We start from the raw sequence: 16,557 nt of genomic DNA, 5'->3' as shown, positions 1-16,557 counted from the left end.
AGATGTTAAACCCGTTGCAACGGTTAGCCAGTGTACTGTCTTGGGAATTTACAGTGTTTCTAAGTTCGCATAAGCAACAACAAGCCACTTGCAACCCACGTCAGCAAAGTTAACTTGAATACGACTTTGCGGACCACTACCTTCGTAGTTTAATACCACACCATCACCAAACTTTTTATGACGAACATTTTGGCCGAGTTTAAAGCCGGAATTGCCAAATGTTTCTAAGGTCAGGGCCGATGAAAATTTCCCTGTTGTGACAGGTTTCTTCACTTGATTTTGCAGACGAATTGCCTCTGTACAATCGTCAGGTAGTTCTCTCAAAAATCGACTCGGCTTGTGATTTTTTTCCTGACCATACAATCGACGGCTTTCTGCATGGCATAAATATAACTTTTTCATTGCCCGAGTCATACCGACATAGCACAAACGTCGCTCTTCTTCTAAACGACCATGGTCTTCAACCGACTGCTGCGAAGGAAACATGCCTTCTTCTAAACCGGCAATAAAAACCAATGGAAACTCTAAGCCTTTAGCCGAGTGCATGGTCATTAACTGTACCGCAGGTTCATGATCATCAGCTTGTGACTGACCAGATTCTAGCGCTGCATGGGTTAAAAAAGCGGTAAGTGGGCTTTGCTCTTCTTCAAGCTCTGGGTCAACCTCAAAAGTTTGACAAGCGTTCACTAGCTCATTTAAGTTTTCAATACGAGCTTCAGCACGCTCACCTTTTTCGGCTTGATACATTGCCTTTAAGCCTGAGTGTTGAATAACATAGTTGGCTTGCTGATCAAGATTTAACTTGCTTGAGTCGTCTTCTAGCTGATCAATAACATTGATAAACTGTTGAATAACCTTGGCACTTCGGCCTTTGAGTTCTTTGTTTTGCACCATATGTTGGCAGGCTTGCCATAAGGTACATTCTAAATTTCTTGCGCCATCACGCACTAAACTTAAGGTTTGATTACCAATGCCACGGGTTGGGGTATTAATGACCCGTTCAAAGGCTGCATCGTCATCACGATTATTTAATAAGCGTAAGTAAGCCAGCGCATCTTTAATTTCTTGACGTTCAAAAAATCGTAAACCACCATATATGCGGTAAGGTAATTTCGCTTGAATTAAGGCTTCTTCCATTAAACGTGACTGCGCATTACTGCGATATAAAATCGCCACGTCATCAAGTGAACCATCATCTTTTTGCCAATCAGCAATGCGTCCGGCAATAAAACGTGCTTCATCTATCTCATTGAATGCAGTATAAATAGATATTTTTTCACCAGCATCATCTTCGGTCCATAAATCTTTGCCTAGACGATTATTATTGTTGTCAATCAGCTGATTAGCGGCCTTGAGAATATTGGCAGATGAACGGTAATTTTGCTCAAGTTTAATCGTTTTTGCGCCATCAAAGTCTTGCAAAAAACGTTGGATATTTTCAATTTTTGCGCCACGCCAGCCATAAATAGATTGGTCGTCGTCACCAACAATCATGACCTTGCCACTTTTTTGGCCTAACAAGGTTAACCAAGCATATTGAATCGCGTTAGTGTCTTGAAACTCATCAACTAAGACATGAGCAAAGCGCTGTTGATAATGCTGTAATAGCTCTGGATTATTTAACCAAAGCTCATGGGCGCGAAGTAATAATTCGGCGAAGTCGACTAAGCCTGCACGGTCACAAGTGTCTTGATAAACCCGATAAACTTTAACAAAAAGCTCTTCTGTTACGTCATGTTGGGCATCAATATGTTGCGGGCGTAAGCCTTCATCTTTTTTACCATTGATATACCAAAGAAATTGTTTGGGAGGCCAGCGTTTTTCATCAAGTTCTAACGAGCGCACAATGCGTTTAATCATGCGTAGCTGATCGTCTGAGTCAAGCACTTGAAAACTTTGTGGTAATTTCGCTTCTTGAAAATGCATACGCAATAAACGATGCGCTAAGCCATGAAAAGTACCAACCCACATGCCTTGTACATTACCATCAACGGTTTGTTCAACACGGGCTCGCATTTCAGCTGCCGCTTTATTGGTAAAAGTAACCGCTAATATACTATGAGGAGATGCGTGTTCAACCTTCATTAACCAAGCAATACGTTGCACTAAAACCCGGGTTTTACCGCTACCGGCACCGGCAAGCACCAGCATATTTTGTAGTGGTGCAGCAACAACATCTCGTTGTTTATCGTTCAACGACTCAAGTAATTCAGAAACATCCATAGCGAGGTAAAATCAAAAAGCGAAAATATAACCCTATCATAGCAAGTTCAGCACTATTTTGATAACGCTATCCTTAGCCAAGCTAACTAATAAAGTGATCAACTTGGCATTAATTTGTCTTCAGGCTAGCTTTTGACTGTATTGTTTGAAATTTATTAGTTAAAAGTAATAAATACAATAATTTATGTCAATATTTTGGCGAGCTGCTCAATGTTGTCAAGCGCAAGCGTCGGGAGAACTTTTAGGGGTTTACCGACTTTATATGGGTTTAACCAGGCGGTTTGACAGCCAGCATTAATAGCACCAAAAACATCATTTTTACCACAATCGCCAACATGTAGTAGTTGGTCAGGGCGAATTTGCAAAGCCGTACAGGTTTTATCAAACATATCGCGGTCAGGTTTTAATTTATTGTCAATCGAGGCATGAAAGTGTTCAGTAAAGTACTTGGCGATACCTATTTTTTGGGTATCAACATTACCGTTAGAAATCGCCACTAGTGGCATCTTGCGCTGAAGAAAGCTCAGAAAATCATGGGTCTGTTGCGGTAAAGTAAAGTTACTACGTTGTTCAACAAAATAAGCTAAAGCGGTAGCGGCAAAAATATTGGCCTCTATACTGGTTAAGCCAAGTGACAGTGCGCCTAGGTAATAAGTTTTTTCTCGCAATAAGCCCACGTCATGCTGTAGTTCTGGTGATTGTGCGATAACCTGCTGGCGAAAAGGCCACCAAAAGCTAAAATCAAAACGATATAAGTGGCTATCAATGCCATAGTCACTCAAGCTTTTGTGTAAATAAGCGACCATCTTTTTATCGGTCGCCACCATAATCGGTTGATTGCTGTATAGGGTATCGTCTAAATCAAAGCTAATCGCATGAAAGGGGTGTAATCGGCGATAAAATCTCACAATGTTTCTACCTAATAGAGATGTTGATGTAAAAGTTTTGCCACCAATTTTTTAAATTGGTTTAGCAATAAGGTATCCATACGCGGATCAAAATGCTCAGCATCTCGGCTACTAATGGCTAAAAAACCGATATCTTCTTGGTTGTGCGTCAGTCGTACTAAAACCACTGATCCAGTGCTTGCTTGAGCAAAAATTAATGCTTGTTCACTTTGTTGTAAGCGGCCAAAATAGTATTGATCTTTACTTAATCGGCTGGCCATTATTTCTGCGCAATCATCAGTAATTAAAGCACTGTGATTGACCGCGACCGGCTTTATTAACCATACTTTAAAGGCGTCAAACGATAACAACTCAGTGGTCGCCTGATGCAAACAATCCAGTAATTCTGCTGCAGTTGTGCAATCGAGTAAACGTAAATAAAGATCGCTGTATAAGGCAAATAATTGTTCATTTTGGCTTGCGATCACCATGAGTTGGGTGATTTCTTCTTCCAAATTATGAATTTTTTCGCGTTGTTGTAACAATTGACGCTCAACTAAAGAAATAGCGCCACGTTGATGATCTGGCAACCTTAAGCCGGTAACAAACTCGGCTTGACGATTAAAAAATTCAGGATGCTGTTGCAGATAGCTGACAATTAATTCATCGGTTAACTGTATTTCATCAGCTGATTTTAGGGTCTGTTCACTTGCTTGCATCACTTTATTTTTATCTTTATTCATAGATTTATTTGCCCATCGAAGACATGCACAGCGGGACCTGTCATTTTGACCGAATTACCTGGGCCTTTCCAAAAAATCTTCAATTGCCCCCCAGGTAAATCAACCAAGACTTGTCGATTAAGTTTCTTTTGCATCTGGCCAACAACAACAGCAGCACATGCGCCACTACCACAAGCGAGTGTTTCAGCAGCACCACGTTCATAAACCCGCAGTTTAATATATTCAGCTGACACCACTTCCATAAAGCTAATATTTGCTTGTTGAGGAAAACGTTCATGCAATGACAAAGCTCTACCCAATTGCTCTACGGGTGCTTCTTTGACATTATCTACCGTTAAAACGCAGTGCGGGTTGCCCATTGACACAACACCACAAAGCACGGTTTCGTCATCGCTACGCAGAATATAAGTGCCTTCTGCTTTTTGTGCAGTAAAGGGAATTTTTGCTGGTTCAAATTGTGGTACCGGCATATTGACCGAGACATTGCCGTCACGCTCAATAAACAAGGTCATTTTGCCTGATTGCGTTGACACTTTTATTTTATGTTTATTCGTTAAACCTTTTAAGCGGACAAATTTCGCAAAACAACGTGCGCCATTGCCACATTGCCCAACTTCACTGCCATCAGCATTAAAAATTCGATAATGAAAATCTAAATCTGGATCATATGGAGGTTCAACAATGAGCACTTGATCAAAACCAATACCAAAATTTCGATCGGCCAGCTGTTTAATCTGCTCATTCGATAAAAAAACATTTTGGGTGACATTATCGATGACGATAAAATCGTTACCTAAACCGTGCATTTTAGAAAAATTGATTAACATTTACATCCAATCTCACACTATAAAGGTAATAAGCTTTCACCTAGCCACAATTGGCTTAAGGTTTCACGTTTTCTGACTAAATAACTTGCGTTGTCGTCCACCATCACTTCAGCAGCACGTGGCCGACTATTGTAATTGGAACTCATGGTAAAACCATAGGCACCGGCACTGCGTATGGCGAGTAAGTCGCCTGCACTTATCGCGAGGGCTCGATCCTTACCCAGAAAATCACCGGTTTCACATATTGGGCCAACCACATCGTATTGCGCACTGGTCACATCATCACGTTGTTCAACCGGAATAATCGCCTGCCATGCTTGATATAATGCCGGTCTGATCAAATCATTCATTGCCGCATCAACAATCGCAAAGTTACGCTCTTCACTGACTTTGATATATTCTACTTCGGTCACTAAAATACCGGCATTGGCCATAATGGCTCGGCCCGGTTCATAAATAAGAGTGAGATCACGACCCGTTAACTTTTGTGCAATCGCTTGGGCATATTCTTTAGGGTGAGGCGGCTGCTCGTCGTCGTAACAAACACCTAAACCGCCACCGACATCAATATGCGATAATGTAATACCTTGTTCGGCTAAGGTGTCAACTAACTTTAATACTCGATCGAGTGCGTCTAAAAATGGGGCAATTTCGGTCAGCTGTGAACCAATATGGCAATCAACCCCTTGAATATTAATATGAGACAAGGTGGCGGCGTATTGATACAACTTAGGCGCTTGCTCAATACTAATACCAAACTTATTCTCTTTTAAACCCGTTGAAATATAAGGGTGTGTGCCGGCATCAACATCAGGATTAACCCGTAATGAAATGGGCGCCATTTTGTTTAACCCTAGCGCGACAGCTTGGATACGGTCTAACTCTGCCGCTGATTCAACATTAAAACAGTAAATACCCAAATTTAGCGCGTAAGCTATTTCTTCAGAGGTTTTTCCGACACCTGAAAATACGACCTTTTTTGCATCGCCACCGGCTTCAATCACCCGCATCAGCTCGCCTTTTGAAACGATATCAAAGCCTGACCCTAAACGCGCCATGACATTTAACACCGCAAGATTACTATTGGCTTTAACGGCATAACAAACCAGATGTGGGCGCTCTCCAGCCGCTTGGTCAAAAGCATGCCAATGGCGCTCAATAGTCGCTCGAGAATAGATATAAAGTGGTGTTCCGTATTGCTTTGCTAACTCAGCAACCGAACAGTGCTCAGCGTATAATGAATGTTCTTTACGATTAAAAAAGTCCAATGCCGTTATTCCTATGGTTCTAAATTGCTTTTATCACTGCTTTTATCAGTTTCTGGGCTTGTTTTTGGTAAGTTCTCTTGCTGTTGCTCAGGAGTTTGATATAAAGGGCCTTTAATGCCGCAGCCTGTTATGGTGACTAAACTAAGCAAACAAAAGAAAGTAATTGTAATTTCTTTACGCATAATTGATTTATTCGATTTTTTTCCCATGATAGACGTTTTATAATGCCATGACCAACAAATACCAAGCAAAGATTAAACAATCTTAAGGCGCAGGTAAAAAGGAACAGTTAATGAATGATAGTCAGTACAACTTAGCCGCTGAGAACATCTTACTAGCGATAGAAGAAGCCATCGAAAATTGTGGTTGTGATATCGATTATGAAGGTGTTGGCGGGATGTTAACCCTCACCTTTAAAAATGCCAGTAAAATCATCATCAACAAACAAGCACCCTTACATGAAATTTGGGTAGCAACGAAATTTAATGGCCACCATTTTCACTTTGAAAATGATCAGTGGTTTGATAAGCGTGGCGGCGGAGAGCTATGGCAGTTTCTGTCTACTGCGGTCAGCAAACAAGCAGAAGAAACTATTGTCATTGCTGAACAATAAATATTGAATAAGGTAACTGAAATGACCCAAAAAACCGTACGTATTGCAACGCGTAAAAGCGCGCTGGCGTTATGGCAAGCAGAATATGTTAAGGCAAAACTTGAGCATTTTCATCCGGGTATCCAGGTTGAATTAGTGCCCATGACCACCAAAGGTGACATTATTCTTGATACGCCACTCGCCAAGGTTGGCGGAAAAGGCTTATTTGTTAAAGAACTTGAAGTGGCTATATTAGAAGATCGTGCTGATATTGCCGTGCATTCAATGAAAGATGTACCGGTTGAGTTTCCAGAAGGCTTAGGGTTAGATATTATTTGTCCGCGCGAAGACCCGCGAGACGCTTTTGTTTCTAACACTATTGATAGCTTGGCTGACTTACCCCAAGGTGCGATTGTTGGTACCTCAAGTTTACGTCGTCAATGTCAAATTAAAGCCCTGCGACCCGACTTAACTATTCGCGACCTACGTGGTAACGTCAATACTCGGCTTAAAAAGCTCGACAATGGTGAATATGACGCCATTATTTTAGCTGCAGCTGGGCTTATTCGTTTGGAAATGCCAGAACGTATTCGAGAATATATTGCGCCAGAGGTAATGTTACCGGCGAATGGCCAAGGTGCAGTGGGTATCGAATGTCGCATTGACGATGTCACCATTAAAGCACTGTTAGCGCCACTAAGCTGTGAAGAAACTCGTCTTCGCGTATTGGCAGAACGTGCGATGAATCGCGCGCTTGAAGGCGGTTGTCAGGTACCCATTGGCAGTTATGCCGTACTTAATAATCAAGAGATATATTTACGCGGTTTAGTTGGCTCGGTTGATGGCAGTGAAATATTAACCAGTGAAATTCGTGGCCACATTAACCAAGCTGCGCAATTAGGTAACCAGCTAGCTGAGCAATTATTGGCTAAAGGTGCTGGCAAAATTCTTCGTCAGGTGTATGACCAAGCATAAGCTTAAAATATTAATCACGCGCCCTGAAAAAGCTGGGCGCGATCTACAAGATTGCCTGCAACAACAGGGCTATGAAAGTTATTGTCAGCCGTGCTTTGATTATCAAGACGGTGCCAGCCTTGAGCAATTACAAGCATTACAAAGTCAACTGACGCGTCCACTGGTCATATTTATTAGCGTCGCAGCAGTAGAGTTTGCTAATAAACTGATGCCAATATCCTTATGGTCGACCAAAGAGGTTATTGCGGTTGGGGCTGCTACTGAGCAAGCATTAAAAACCTTAGGCATCAGCGCCTTAGTCCCTGCAAAACATGATAGCGAGGGGCTGTTGGTGTTGCAGCCATTACAAAACGTACAGGCAAAAGACGTACTCATTGTCCGTGGTGATGGTGGCCGAGAACTTATTGCAGAAGATTTGCGACAGCGTGGCGCCTCGGTACATTATTTTGAAAGTTATCGGCGTGTTTGGCGAAATTGCTCGCCAGAAGTTATCAAAACATGGCATCAACAGCAGATAAATTGTATCTTAATCACTAGTAACGCTTTGCTAGAATTCATAGTAAACTTAATTGATAACTCAGACAATTACTGGCAAGAGCAATGTTTGTGGATTGTGGCAAGTAATAGAATTGCGCTCAAAGCCAAAGCAATGGGGATTAGCCGAATAATAAATGCCAATGGTGCCAATACCACTGCTATTATTAATGCGCTAGCCTATGAGCAGAAATTAAGTTATATCAAGTAGTATAAACAGCATATTAGCCTAATATATTTAATGTGCGTAGCGCCAACATGTAAGATGGGATCAGTTCATGAGCGATAAAAAACCACCCGAGCAAACCAAAGCCGATAATAATACTTCAGCGGTTGACAGCCAGGTTGAACATCAAGCCGACTTATCTGCGTCTTCGAATAAACCTGCAACGGCTGATAATCCAGAAAAATCTCCAGATAAAGCTGATAATATAACTGAAGCTAAAACAAAGGCCACTGCTGCACAAAGCAGCAGGGAGACTCAGCCATCATCAAATAAAAACCATGATAAGAGCACCGCATCTGTGAAAAACACCGCATCTAGCACATCAAGTAAGTCGACAACTGCCGGTACGGCAACGCTGGCAGAAAAAAGCACAGCAAGCCATGCTAAGCAAAGTACGCAGAAAACTTCAAAAACGGCAGTGGTAGCATTAATTATTGCATTATTGGCTATTGCCGCCAGTGCGGGTCACTATTATTGGAGTGAACAACAAAAAGCTCAATATAGCTTGCAACTTAATGAGCTTGTAAAGCGCCAATTAGTCGAAAATCAGCAGCAAATTTCCCAACAACTGTTAGAAAACAAACAGCGTATTGCTCAGCAATTCTCACAAAGTAAACAAGCAAGTACTGCTGAGCTAAACGCGCTGCGTAAAAACCTTGAACAAGGTGATAATCTGACAAAAAGTCACAGTGAAACGCTGGCACAATTACAGCAGCAAGTGGCAAGTTTAGGTAACAATCAACCTAGTGATTGGTTGTTACAAGAAGCGGAATACCTTATTCGAGTAGCGTCAAGAAGCTTGTGGTTAGAAAAAGAAACCAGTGCCGCTATTAGTTTACTTAATGACGCCGACTTACGTATTAAACAATTAAATGACCCCCAGTTTTTCGCCTTGCGTCAAATTATTCAGCAGGATATCGCCAAACTAGCATTACTACCGACACTAACCACAGATAACGCTATTTTAAAACTGATGACACTGGCTCAACAAACTCAGCAATTAGCGTTAATAAAGACTCATACTTCAGCAAATAATGACCAAGAAATCGATGATGAATTAAGCGGAAATGCGAGTGATTGGCGGGAAAATCTGGCTAAAACATGGCACAGTATCACGGCTAAATTTCTTACTATTAGTAAAAAATCAGCAGATTCGAAGCCATTAATGTCTCCCGATTTTACACAAAACTTACGTGAAAATTTAAACTTGAAGTTACAAACTGCCATATGGGCGGCCAGTAAAATGAATCAAGAAATTTATCAACAAGCGCTAATTGAAATTAATCATTGGCTCAAAGATTATTTTGATATGAGCGATATTGGTAACCAAAATTTCTCAAATACTATTCTAAAGTTACAAAACGAAGTTATTAGCGCTGAATACCCGAATAGATTAGATTCTCTAGCAGCCGTTAGACAGTTATTATCTAATAAAAAGCAGCTTGTGATACCTTCGAAAGCAAAGCCTAGTGCGGCTGAAGTATCAACAGAAACCGTCACTGAGCCGGTTGCTGTTGATCAGGAAGAGGGCGCGTAATGCTAAAAATAATTATACTGATCGTGTTCATCATCGCATTAGTCGCGGTTGCTCCAACACTTATTAGTGACCCTGGTTATATGCAAATATCCTTTGGTGGCACTGTGATAGAATCGACTGTGGTTGCTGGCGTTATCATGTTAACGCTGATTTTTATTACCTTACTGCTTAGCCTTAAATTCTTCCGTGGCGGGCTAAATTTTAGCTTCGCCGCTTGGAATAAAATTGCTTTTGCTAGTCGTCGACGTGCGCTGAAAGATTTTAACCAAGGCATTGCAGCCTATGTGTTAGGTGACTATAAACAAGCAGAGCACTTATTAGCTAAATCATCAGCTAAGGCATCATCTTTTGAGCAAATTGCTTACCTTGTTGCCGCAGATGCTGCGCAAAAACAAGCGTTAAAACCAAACACCGACCACTATTTATCCTTGCTAGAACAAACCACTAGCAGCTTAAAAGACCCAGGGTTAGAAACGGTATTAATTAAAATTAAATTACTGATCGGTCAGCATAATTACCCACAAGCACGTACTGTGATCGATCAATACCATAAGCATATCGGGCATGACGCAAGGCTGTTATCGTTAGAAATAGAGTTAAGCTTAATTGAACAGCGTTTTGACTATGTTATTAAGCAGTTAAACACAGCGGAAAAACAAAAGTCGATTAGTGCAAAAACTATCACGCAATGGCAACAGCAAGCTTTTTACGGCGCTTTTAATAGCCAAATTAAACAACATGATAATAATGCTTTGATGGATTATTATCAGCAACTGCCGAAGAAAGTGAAGCAATCAGAAACAGTCGTGCTTGCTTATTGTCAGGTCTTAGCAGAAAACCAAGTTAATGCACCTTTAGCCAAATTATTATTACCCATAATAAAGAAAGGGGCGGCAATTAACCTGTTAAGAGCGGTCAGAACATTACCTATTACCCAAGCTGATGAGCTAATGGCGGCAGCACAGAAACACTTACACAGTGCGCCACAAAATGCTCTTTGGTTGTCATTGGTTGCCCACTTTGCCAAGGTTTCACAGCAATGGCTGTTAGCAGAAAAGGCATTTAATAGCTTAGTCAACTTGGAAGAGAAGCATTATGATAAAGTCGATTTACTGGCTTTTTCACAAGTTCTTGAACACCAAGGACAACTTGAAAAGGCGAATCAAGTCCTGAGAAAAATTCACGCATAATCACTCGCGCCTAACACACTGATCAGCAGTAGGTAAATGTATAAAGCTTAAAAGCCCTATTTAATAATGGTTACAATCTAAGGGCTTAAACCGCTATTAAATAGGACTCTTGTCCTTTATGTTTTTGTGTTCTTTGATAAGCACCCTTACCTTTTTTAGCGGTAACTATTTGCTGTTTATACAATCTGGACGTAACAACAGCGGCTAAAAAATTATCTTTAATAACCCCACGGCCTAATTCACAACCACCTTGATTTTCTTGGTGTTTTTTTACTTTAGTCTTTGTCATATTCGTTTACCTTTTACTTCGTTTATTAAGTTAAATTACTACAAAATTATTGCTTCGCAGCCAAAACGCGCAGAGTATATACGAATCAAAAAATTATGCAAAAATTTTAAATAAGATTAATTAATTACCATCATAAAAACTTATGAAAAATAATAATGTAATAAAAATTAAAGCCGTCGCCCGTCATCATGGTTTATTTATCACCTTAACTGGGTTTATAGCTTTACTTATTATGGCTTGGCTATGCAGCTATTATTGGCAGCAAGCCCGCTTTCCTTTGATGTTTATGGTCCTCGCTTGCTTAGTGACGATATTTATCGGTTTACTAAAGTTAGCTGAACCAGCACACAGCTTGATCCTGACAGCTGAAACCTTAACTTTTCATCATCGTCATGGTCGTTGGCAATTTAATTGGCAACAGATCCGCAACCTACATTGCGTGACCAATACGGTCGGCCTCAGCCGTGAAGAATTAAATTACGTTGGCATAAAACTAAGTTCGATAGATAGCATAGCAAACAATATCTCGTTGCGTTTAGCCAACCGAATGATCCACGAACAAAAGCCCCTAATTCACTATTGTATTAAGCATCAATTGCTAACCTTTGAGCAAGGTATTTTAAATTTTGAACCTTACGTTTTAAAGGATGGTAGCATCATTAAAGGGCCATTAGCCGCTTTTATGCATCATAGTGAGGTATTACATCATGCACTTGGCGCGCACCTGTTTATTGCCGCAAGTAATTTAAATGGCTCAATTGACGACTTTGTATTTTTGGCAAATACATACTTAGCTAATGCGAAAGAAGCCTATAGTTAATATCAGCGTTGTTTCAGTTCCAACTGGCTGGGACTCTATTGTATTTCAACCAGATCTGTTTGTTCCTACGATGGACTCGTTGATTGCTCGCCCTAGGGATTTACTTAGCCTTAAGACACCTTATCTGGGTTAAGTGTCATGTTTGAATGGCTAGGAAGTACCACAAGAGCAGACGCTATTAAGTTTGAAATTATTGATGTGGCGACTTTTGAAGTACTCCACTCTGGAAATACCACACTTGGCATAATTGCTGTACCAGAGCCATCGACAATTGTGCTGTTTCTTTTTAGCTTGTTGCTAATAACAAGATCTAAAACTACTCAAATAAAGGGGGAAGCAACATGTTTAAAAACATCAGATTGACGGTGTTTTTTGCCGCAATAATGGTAAGTATATTAGCGATTTCCATGCCAATTGACACCATTGAAGTGGTAAAAGTAGAACGGGTAGCGAAAACAAGGGTAACTAGAACAATATTTGAGTTGGAATATAAAGTGATAATTAAAAATAATGGTCAGGCACTTACTGACGTAGAAGGCATTTATTCTAGCGGGGCAGCAGCAACCACAATATCAGACGCTCAACTTATTATCGGTGACATAGGTGCCAATGAAACACTCACACCATTAGATACAGCGAAATTCCAGCATGATAGAAGAAGCCCTTTTAATCCAGACGATTTGTCATGGAGTTTTACAGGAGAGATCACTAATCTACCACCAGATCCAGGCGCGGCAGGAAAAATATCGATTGCCGGCATAGATTCTGATAATTACGGTATAAGAGATGATATCCAACGTTTTATTTTTCTCAACTACTTAAATGCAGAAATAACACAAAACGCGTTAATTGATGTCGCAATCATTTTGCAAAATAGCCTGACTTCTACAACCAAAAACCAAGCAATACAAACTGCTGAGTTACTCGATAGAGCTACAGAATGCCTGATTTATGCCACTAGCATGCGTGTGGGTGAGAACCAAATCAGTCTCGAAAACATAGAAGATGCTCAAGACATTCACAATGCATTACTGTCTCAAGTGGTTAATACAGAAGACAGACTAAACGCCTACTTAAATCATCAAGAATTTTTAGGTGGAGAAACATTTTCATCAGCAGCAATGACACAAAAGTCGCTTAAAGAATCTTGTACGTTCAATGTCAATCAAGGATGATCATGATGAAAAAGGTTATATGATTACTAACACTTATGACAAGTGGGCTAGTGTTATTGTCCATAACTGCTCAAGCGCAAAAAACTAACACTTGTCGTGTTGGTGGCACTGTATTGTATTTGGTAATGGCATTAATACGAGTAAACCTGATGCAAAGTTCGCGCTGGCTATGCTTGAAACCCAAATAAGATTATCAGGTATCCTCACTGACGAAGAAGTAAATAGCGAATACATTTTTGACTTGTCTTATAACCCCACCGATGGTTTTGCGGGTGACTTATGGGAGTCAACGTAACAAGATCTTGCTGGCGACGTAAGTCAGTTTTTACGATACCTTTCAGGTCTTGATATTATGCGGACTGGTTCGCACAAAAGTATGCTGATAGCGCGGCAGATCTAGACGACATATTGCCTATTAACACACCCGCGCCGCAAGCCCACGCTGATAAATACAAAGACTATATTCAACAAGGTAGGCGGGTTATCCCGGTTGTACACTCACAAGGCAACTTTTATTTAATGAAATTGTTATTAAATAAAAGCAAAGGCATCAGCATACATATGTTCAATTAATGCGCCTTTTTTAACAAAGTCTTCACGCACGGCAGCGACCATTTCAAAACGGCCAGCTAAGTAAATGTCATAATCGACTAAGTTGTTAACTTCTGCCATCACCACTTTATGTACCATGCCTGTGCGACCTTGCCAATCATCATTCGGCGCTTCAATTACAGGGGTAAATTTACCATTGGGTAACTTATTAATGATGGCCGCTGTTTGCTCTAGCTCATAACACGCACTTGGGTCACGTAAGCCCCAGTAAACGATAACTTCACGTTCAGAATGCTGTAATGCTAAATATTCAAACATAGATTTTATGTATGAGAATCCTGTACCACCGGCAATAAGTAATAATGGGCGTGTACTTTCTTCGCGTAATTGCGCATTACCTAACGGCATTTCGATGGTAACTTCAGTGTTGGCTTTAATGTGCTCAATAACTTGCATTGGATAACTGTCTGAGCCAAAAGCACCAATTTGTAATTCAATTAATTGTGCACCTGGGGCACTAGCAATTGAAAAAGGGCGTTTATCATCGTCACTCATTACAAAATTTAAATATTGTCCGGCAGAAAAATCAACAGGCTGACTTGGCTTTAAAAGCGCCTTATAAACATGCTCTGTTAATGGTGTTAACGACGCTACCTGACATGTAATCACTTTCATTTATTTTGTACCTTATTACTGCCTGCTGGTTATTTTGCTACAGTATTATTAGTGTATGAGTTACAGCAATTAGACGAACTAAATACTGTTTTTAAATGGTCTGACTAAGAGATTTTAATTCTGCTAATTTCTCTAATGGATTGATGAAATCTTTTAAACTACTCTATTAGAATTGAACCAAAAATTTGTCGGTATTATAACGGTTGAAAGATAAAATCCCTAATTGATAGTAATATGATGTAAATTATTTTTTGACTCTGATCGTTATTGCAATACTAAAGCTGCTTTATACCCGCTCGATTGATGCTGAGATGTTCGTTCCTAGCGACCTCGGTAATGACTCCCATACAACTCGACTAATTTACAGCCATCTAAGAACATCACTTCTCGACATGAATAAATCCTCATACTTGGAGGTAGAATCACCAAAGAAACAAAGCAGGAGCATATTATTGAGCAATAGCGGGCAAGCGTGATTGAAAGTAAAATGGATATCAAATGTTTAGGTGAACTTAGCAGCAGCCATTATTTTTCAATTACTTTTCAATTATATAAGCAGATAATTTTATTGCTGATATAAAAATGCCAGCATTTGCTGGCATTTTTAAACAATGTTTATCTCGGTATTACTGGCGTTTCATCGAATCAAAAAACTCATTATTAGTTTTTGTCATCGCCAGTTTATCAATCATGAATTCCATCGCGTCAATTTCACCCATTTCATGGACGATTTTACGTAATATCCACATTTTTTGTAATTCATCAGGCTTAGTTAATAGCTCTTCGCGACGTGTGCCACTGCGGTTGAAATGAATGGCTGGGAAAACACGTTTTTCCGCAATTTTGCGTGATAAGTGTAGTTCCATATTACCTGTGCCTTTAAACTCTTCGTAGATAACTTCATCCATTTTAGAGCCAGTATCAACAAGGGCTGTTGCTATGATGGTTAAGCTACCGCCTTCTTCAATATTACGCGCTGCACCGAAAAAGCGTTTTGGACGATGTAAGGCATTGGCATCAACACCACCGGTTAATATTTTACCTGATGATGGAATAACCGTATTGTACGCACGTGCTAGTCGAGTAATTGAATCTAATAAAATAACTACATCTTTTTTATGTTCAACTAAACGTTTTGCCTTTTCAATAACCATTTCTGCTACTTGAACATGACGACTCGCTGGCTCATCAAAGGTAGAAGCAATAACTTCACCTTTAACTAAGCGCTGCATTTCTGTTACTTCTTCCGGACGCTCATCAATAAGTAATACCATTAATTCAGCATCGGGATGATTATGGGCAATGCTTTGGGCAATATTTTGTAGTAATAAAGTTTTACCCGCTTTTGGTGGCGCAACGATCAAACCACGTTGTCCTTTACCAATCGGTGAAGCTAAATCTAACACACGTGCGGTAATATCTTCAGTCGAACCGTTACCGCGTTCCATCGTCATACGGTTGGTTGGGTGAATAGGTGTTAGGTTTTCAAAAAGAATTTTATTACGAGAATTTTCAGGTCGATCAAAGTTAACTTCATTAACTTTTAATAGTGCAAAATAACGTTCGCCATCTTTTGGTGGGCGAATTTTACCGTTAATAGTATCGCCGGTACGCATGCTAAATCGGCGTATTTGGCTTGGTGATACATAAATATCATCAGGACCGGCTAAATAAGAAGAATCTGCTGATCGCAAAAAGCCAAAGCCATCTTGTAGAATTTCTAAAACACCACTACCAAAAATATCTTCACCACTTTTAGCATGGGCTTTTAAAATGGCAAAAATAATGTCTTGCTTGCGATTACGAGCCAAATGCTCCAATTTCATTGATTCTGCGAGCTGAATTAGTTCGCTGATCGACTTTTCTTTAAGTTCATTAAGATTCATAGTGGTGGGTTCTTAGACTATTTAGGTTGTTATGCTGCGCCGTTTGGCGATTTAGGATGTTTGAGTATGGTGTTGAGATGTTCTTTTGTTCGAAATCTAAATTTAGCATTAAAAAGCAAAGCCGTAAAGGATCACTTAGTTGATCTTTAGCTAAAAAA

Annotated in this window: 18 protein-coding genes; 9 read left to right on the top strand and 9 right to left on the bottom strand. The window is 40.1% G+C overall.

What is annotated here, in order from left to right:
• Positions 1 to 48: 48 nt before the first annotated feature.
• The 6 genes from uvrD to H4J61_RS16985 all read right to left on the bottom strand — a co-directional run bounded on the left by uvrD (position 49) and on the right by H4J61_RS16985 (position 6,130).
• On the bottom strand, positions 49 to 2,223 hold the full coding sequence (gene uvrD / locus H4J61_RS17010) for a DNA helicase II (protein ID WP_182137163.1): 2,175 nt from the start codon (positions 2,221 to 2,223) through the stop codon (positions 49 to 51).
• Positions 2,224 to 2,405: 182 nt separating this feature from the next.
• Complete coding sequence (locus tag H4J61_RS17005; protein ID WP_182186451.1) at positions 2,406 to 3,131, bottom strand: HAD-IA family hydrolase; 726 nt, start codon at positions 3,129 to 3,131, stop codon at positions 2,406 to 2,408.
• An 11-nt stretch (positions 3,132 to 3,142) separates the two neighbouring features.
• A complete protein-coding gene (locus tag H4J61_RS17000; protein ID WP_259363422.1) occupies positions 3,143 to 3,853 on the bottom strand; it encodes a DUF484 family protein in 711 nt (236 codons plus the stop codon).
• Entirely contained in the window at positions 3,850 to 4,680 is an 831-nt protein-coding gene (gene dapF / locus H4J61_RS16995) for a diaminopimelate epimerase (protein WP_182137165.1), read from the bottom strand. Before dapF ends, H4J61_RS17000 begins: the two co-directional genes overlap by 4 nt.
• Positions 4,681 to 4,697: 17 nt before the next feature.
• Positions 4,698 to 5,948: a diaminopimelate decarboxylase gene (lysA, locus tag H4J61_RS16990; RefSeq protein ID WP_182186449.1), complete on the bottom strand. Its 1,251-nt coding sequence runs from the start codon at positions 5,946 to 5,948 to the stop codon at positions 4,698 to 4,700.
• Positions 5,949 to 5,959: 11 nt separating this feature from the next.
• Entirely contained in the window at positions 5,960 to 6,130 is a 171-nt protein-coding gene (locus tag H4J61_RS16985; protein WP_182137167.1) for an LPS translocon maturation chaperone LptM, read from the bottom strand.
• 110 nt (positions 6,131 to 6,240) lie between these two features.
• Between H4J61_RS16985 and cyaY the strand changes: the two genes are divergently transcribed.
• From cyaY to H4J61_RS16960, 5 genes are all read left to right on the top strand, one after another.
• Positions 6,241 to 6,561, top strand: a complete 321-nt coding sequence (gene cyaY, locus H4J61_RS16980) for an iron donor protein CyaY (RefSeq protein ID WP_182137168.1) — start codon at positions 6,241 to 6,243, stop codon at positions 6,559 to 6,561.
• Positions 6,562 to 6,582: 21 nt separating this feature from the next.
• Positions 6,583 to 7,515 (top strand): hydroxymethylbilane synthase, encoded by a 933-nt coding sequence (hemC, locus tag H4J61_RS16975; RefSeq protein WP_182137169.1) that lies wholly within the window; start codon positions 6,583 to 6,585, stop codon positions 7,513 to 7,515.
• Positions 7,502 to 8,260, top strand: a complete 759-nt coding sequence (locus H4J61_RS16970; RefSeq protein WP_182186446.1) for a uroporphyrinogen-III synthase — start codon at positions 7,502 to 7,504, stop codon at positions 8,258 to 8,260. The genes hemC and H4J61_RS16970 overlap by 14 nt, the downstream gene beginning before the upstream one ends.
• A gap of 67 nt (positions 8,261 to 8,327) precedes the next feature.
• Entirely contained in the window at positions 8,328 to 9,812 is a 1,485-nt protein-coding gene (locus H4J61_RS16965) for a uroporphyrinogen-III C-methyltransferase (protein ID WP_182186444.1), read from the top strand.
• Entirely contained in the window at positions 9,812 to 11,002 is a 1,191-nt protein-coding gene (locus tag H4J61_RS16960; RefSeq protein ID WP_182186442.1) for a heme biosynthesis HemY N-terminal domain-containing protein, read from the top strand. The genes H4J61_RS16965 and H4J61_RS16960 overlap by 1 nt, the downstream gene beginning before the upstream one ends.
• Before the next feature lie 85 nt (positions 11,003 to 11,087).
• Here the strand turns inward: H4J61_RS16960 and arfA are convergent, their stop codons facing one another.
• On the bottom strand, positions 11,088 to 11,291 hold the full coding sequence (gene arfA, locus H4J61_RS16955) for an alternative ribosome rescue factor ArfA (RefSeq protein ID WP_182137173.1): 204 nt from the start codon (positions 11,289 to 11,291) through the stop codon (positions 11,088 to 11,090).
• A gap of 142 nt (positions 11,292 to 11,433) precedes the next feature.
• Between arfA and H4J61_RS16950 the strand changes: the two genes are divergently transcribed.
• The 4 genes from H4J61_RS16950 to H4J61_RS16935 all read left to right on the top strand — a co-directional run bounded on the left by H4J61_RS16950 (position 11,434) and on the right by H4J61_RS16935 (position 13,581).
• Entirely contained in the window at positions 11,434 to 12,111 is a 678-nt protein-coding gene (locus H4J61_RS16950) for a DUF2982 domain-containing protein (protein ID WP_182186439.1), read from the top strand.
• A gap of 138 nt (positions 12,112 to 12,249) precedes the next feature.
• Complete coding sequence (locus tag H4J61_RS16945; RefSeq protein WP_182186437.1) at positions 12,250 to 12,474, top strand: PEP-CTERM sorting domain-containing protein; 225 nt, start codon at positions 12,250 to 12,252, stop codon at positions 12,472 to 12,474.
• Between the two features lie 44 nt (positions 12,475 to 12,518).
• Entirely contained in the window at positions 12,519 to 13,286 is a 768-nt protein-coding gene (locus H4J61_RS16940; protein WP_182186429.1) for a hypothetical protein, read from the top strand.
• Positions 13,287 to 13,377: 91 nt separating this feature from the next.
• The gene (locus H4J61_RS16935; protein WP_182186426.1) at positions 13,378 to 13,581 is read left to right on the top strand and encodes a hypothetical protein; all 204 of its coding nucleotides are present in this window, start codon (positions 13,378 to 13,380) and stop codon (positions 13,579 to 13,581) included.
• Positions 13,582 to 13,817: 236 nt separating this feature from the next.
• Here the strand turns inward: H4J61_RS16935 and fre are convergent, their stop codons facing one another.
• On the bottom strand, positions 13,818 to 14,513 hold the full coding sequence (fre, locus tag H4J61_RS16930; RefSeq protein WP_182137175.1) for an NAD(P)H-flavin reductase: 696 nt from the start codon (positions 14,511 to 14,513) through the stop codon (positions 13,818 to 13,820).
• Positions 14,514 to 15,139: 626 nt separating this feature from the next.
• Positions 15,140 to 16,399 carry a transcription termination factor Rho gene (gene rho, locus H4J61_RS16925; protein WP_182137176.1) on the bottom strand — a complete coding sequence of 420 codons (1,260 nt, stop codon included), beginning with the start codon at positions 16,397 to 16,399 and terminating at the stop codon, positions 15,140 to 15,142.
• Positions 16,400 to 16,557: the final 158 nt, after the last annotated feature.

The organism is Colwellia sp. MB3u-4, assembly GCF_014077065.1.
In the GTDB taxonomy this organism is placed as follows: Bacteria; Pseudomonadota; Gammaproteobacteria; order Enterobacterales; family Alteromonadaceae; genus Cognaticolwellia.
The sequence above is the reverse complement of the archived record's forward strand: the minus strand, read 5'-3'. Positions and strand labels throughout refer to the sequence as shown.

Excerpts from the sequence above, each read along its gene's own strand:
- cyaY (WP_182137168.1), top strand. The coding sequence starts at position 6,241 with ATGAATGATAGTCAGTACAACTTAGCCGCTGAGAACATCTTACTAGCG.
- H4J61_RS16965 (WP_182186444.1), top strand. The coding sequence starts at position 8,328 with ATGAGCGATAAAAAACCACCCGAGCAAACCAAAGCCGATAATAATACT.
- hemC (WP_182137169.1), top strand. The coding sequence starts at position 6,583 with ATGACCCAAAAAACCGTACGTATTGCAACGCGTAAAAGCGCGCTGGCG.
- H4J61_RS17000 (WP_259363422.1), bottom strand. The coding sequence starts at position 3,853 with ATGAATAAAGATAAAAATAAAGTGATGCAAGCAAGTGAACAGACCCTA.
- dapF (WP_182137165.1), bottom strand. The coding sequence starts at position 4,680 with ATGTTAATCAATTTTTCTAAAATGCACGGTTTAGGTAACGATTTTATC.
- uvrD (WP_182137163.1), bottom strand. The coding sequence starts at position 2,223 with ATGGATGTTTCTGAATTACTTGAGTCGTTGAACGATAAACAACGAGAT.
- H4J61_RS16945 (WP_182186437.1), top strand. The coding sequence starts at position 12,250 with ATGTTTGAATGGCTAGGAAGTACCACAAGAGCAGACGCTATTAAGTTT.
- H4J61_RS16960 (WP_182186442.1), top strand. The coding sequence starts at position 9,812 with ATGCTAAAAATAATTATACTGATCGTGTTCATCATCGCATTAGTCGCG.
- H4J61_RS16940 (WP_182186429.1), top strand. The coding sequence starts at position 12,519 with ATGCCAATTGACACCATTGAAGTGGTAAAAGTAGAACGGGTAGCGAAA.
- H4J61_RS16970 (WP_182186446.1), top strand. The coding sequence starts at position 7,502 with ATGACCAAGCATAAGCTTAAAATATTAATCACGCGCCCTGAAAAAGCT.
- rho (WP_182137176.1), bottom strand. The coding sequence starts at position 16,399 with ATGAATCTTAATGAACTTAAAGAAAAGTCGATCAGCGAACTAATTCAG.
- H4J61_RS16985 (WP_182137167.1), bottom strand. The coding sequence starts at position 6,130 with ATGCGTAAAGAAATTACAATTACTTTCTTTTGTTTGCTTAGTTTAGTC.
- fre (WP_182137175.1), bottom strand. The coding sequence starts at position 14,513 with ATGAAAGTGATTACATGTCAGGTAGCGTCGTTAACACCATTAACAGAG.
- H4J61_RS16950 (WP_182186439.1), top strand. The coding sequence starts at position 11,434 with ATGAAAAATAATAATGTAATAAAAATTAAAGCCGTCGCCCGTCATCAT.
- arfA (WP_182137173.1), bottom strand. The coding sequence starts at position 11,291 with ATGACAAAGACTAAAGTAAAAAAACACCAAGAAAATCAAGGTGGTTGT.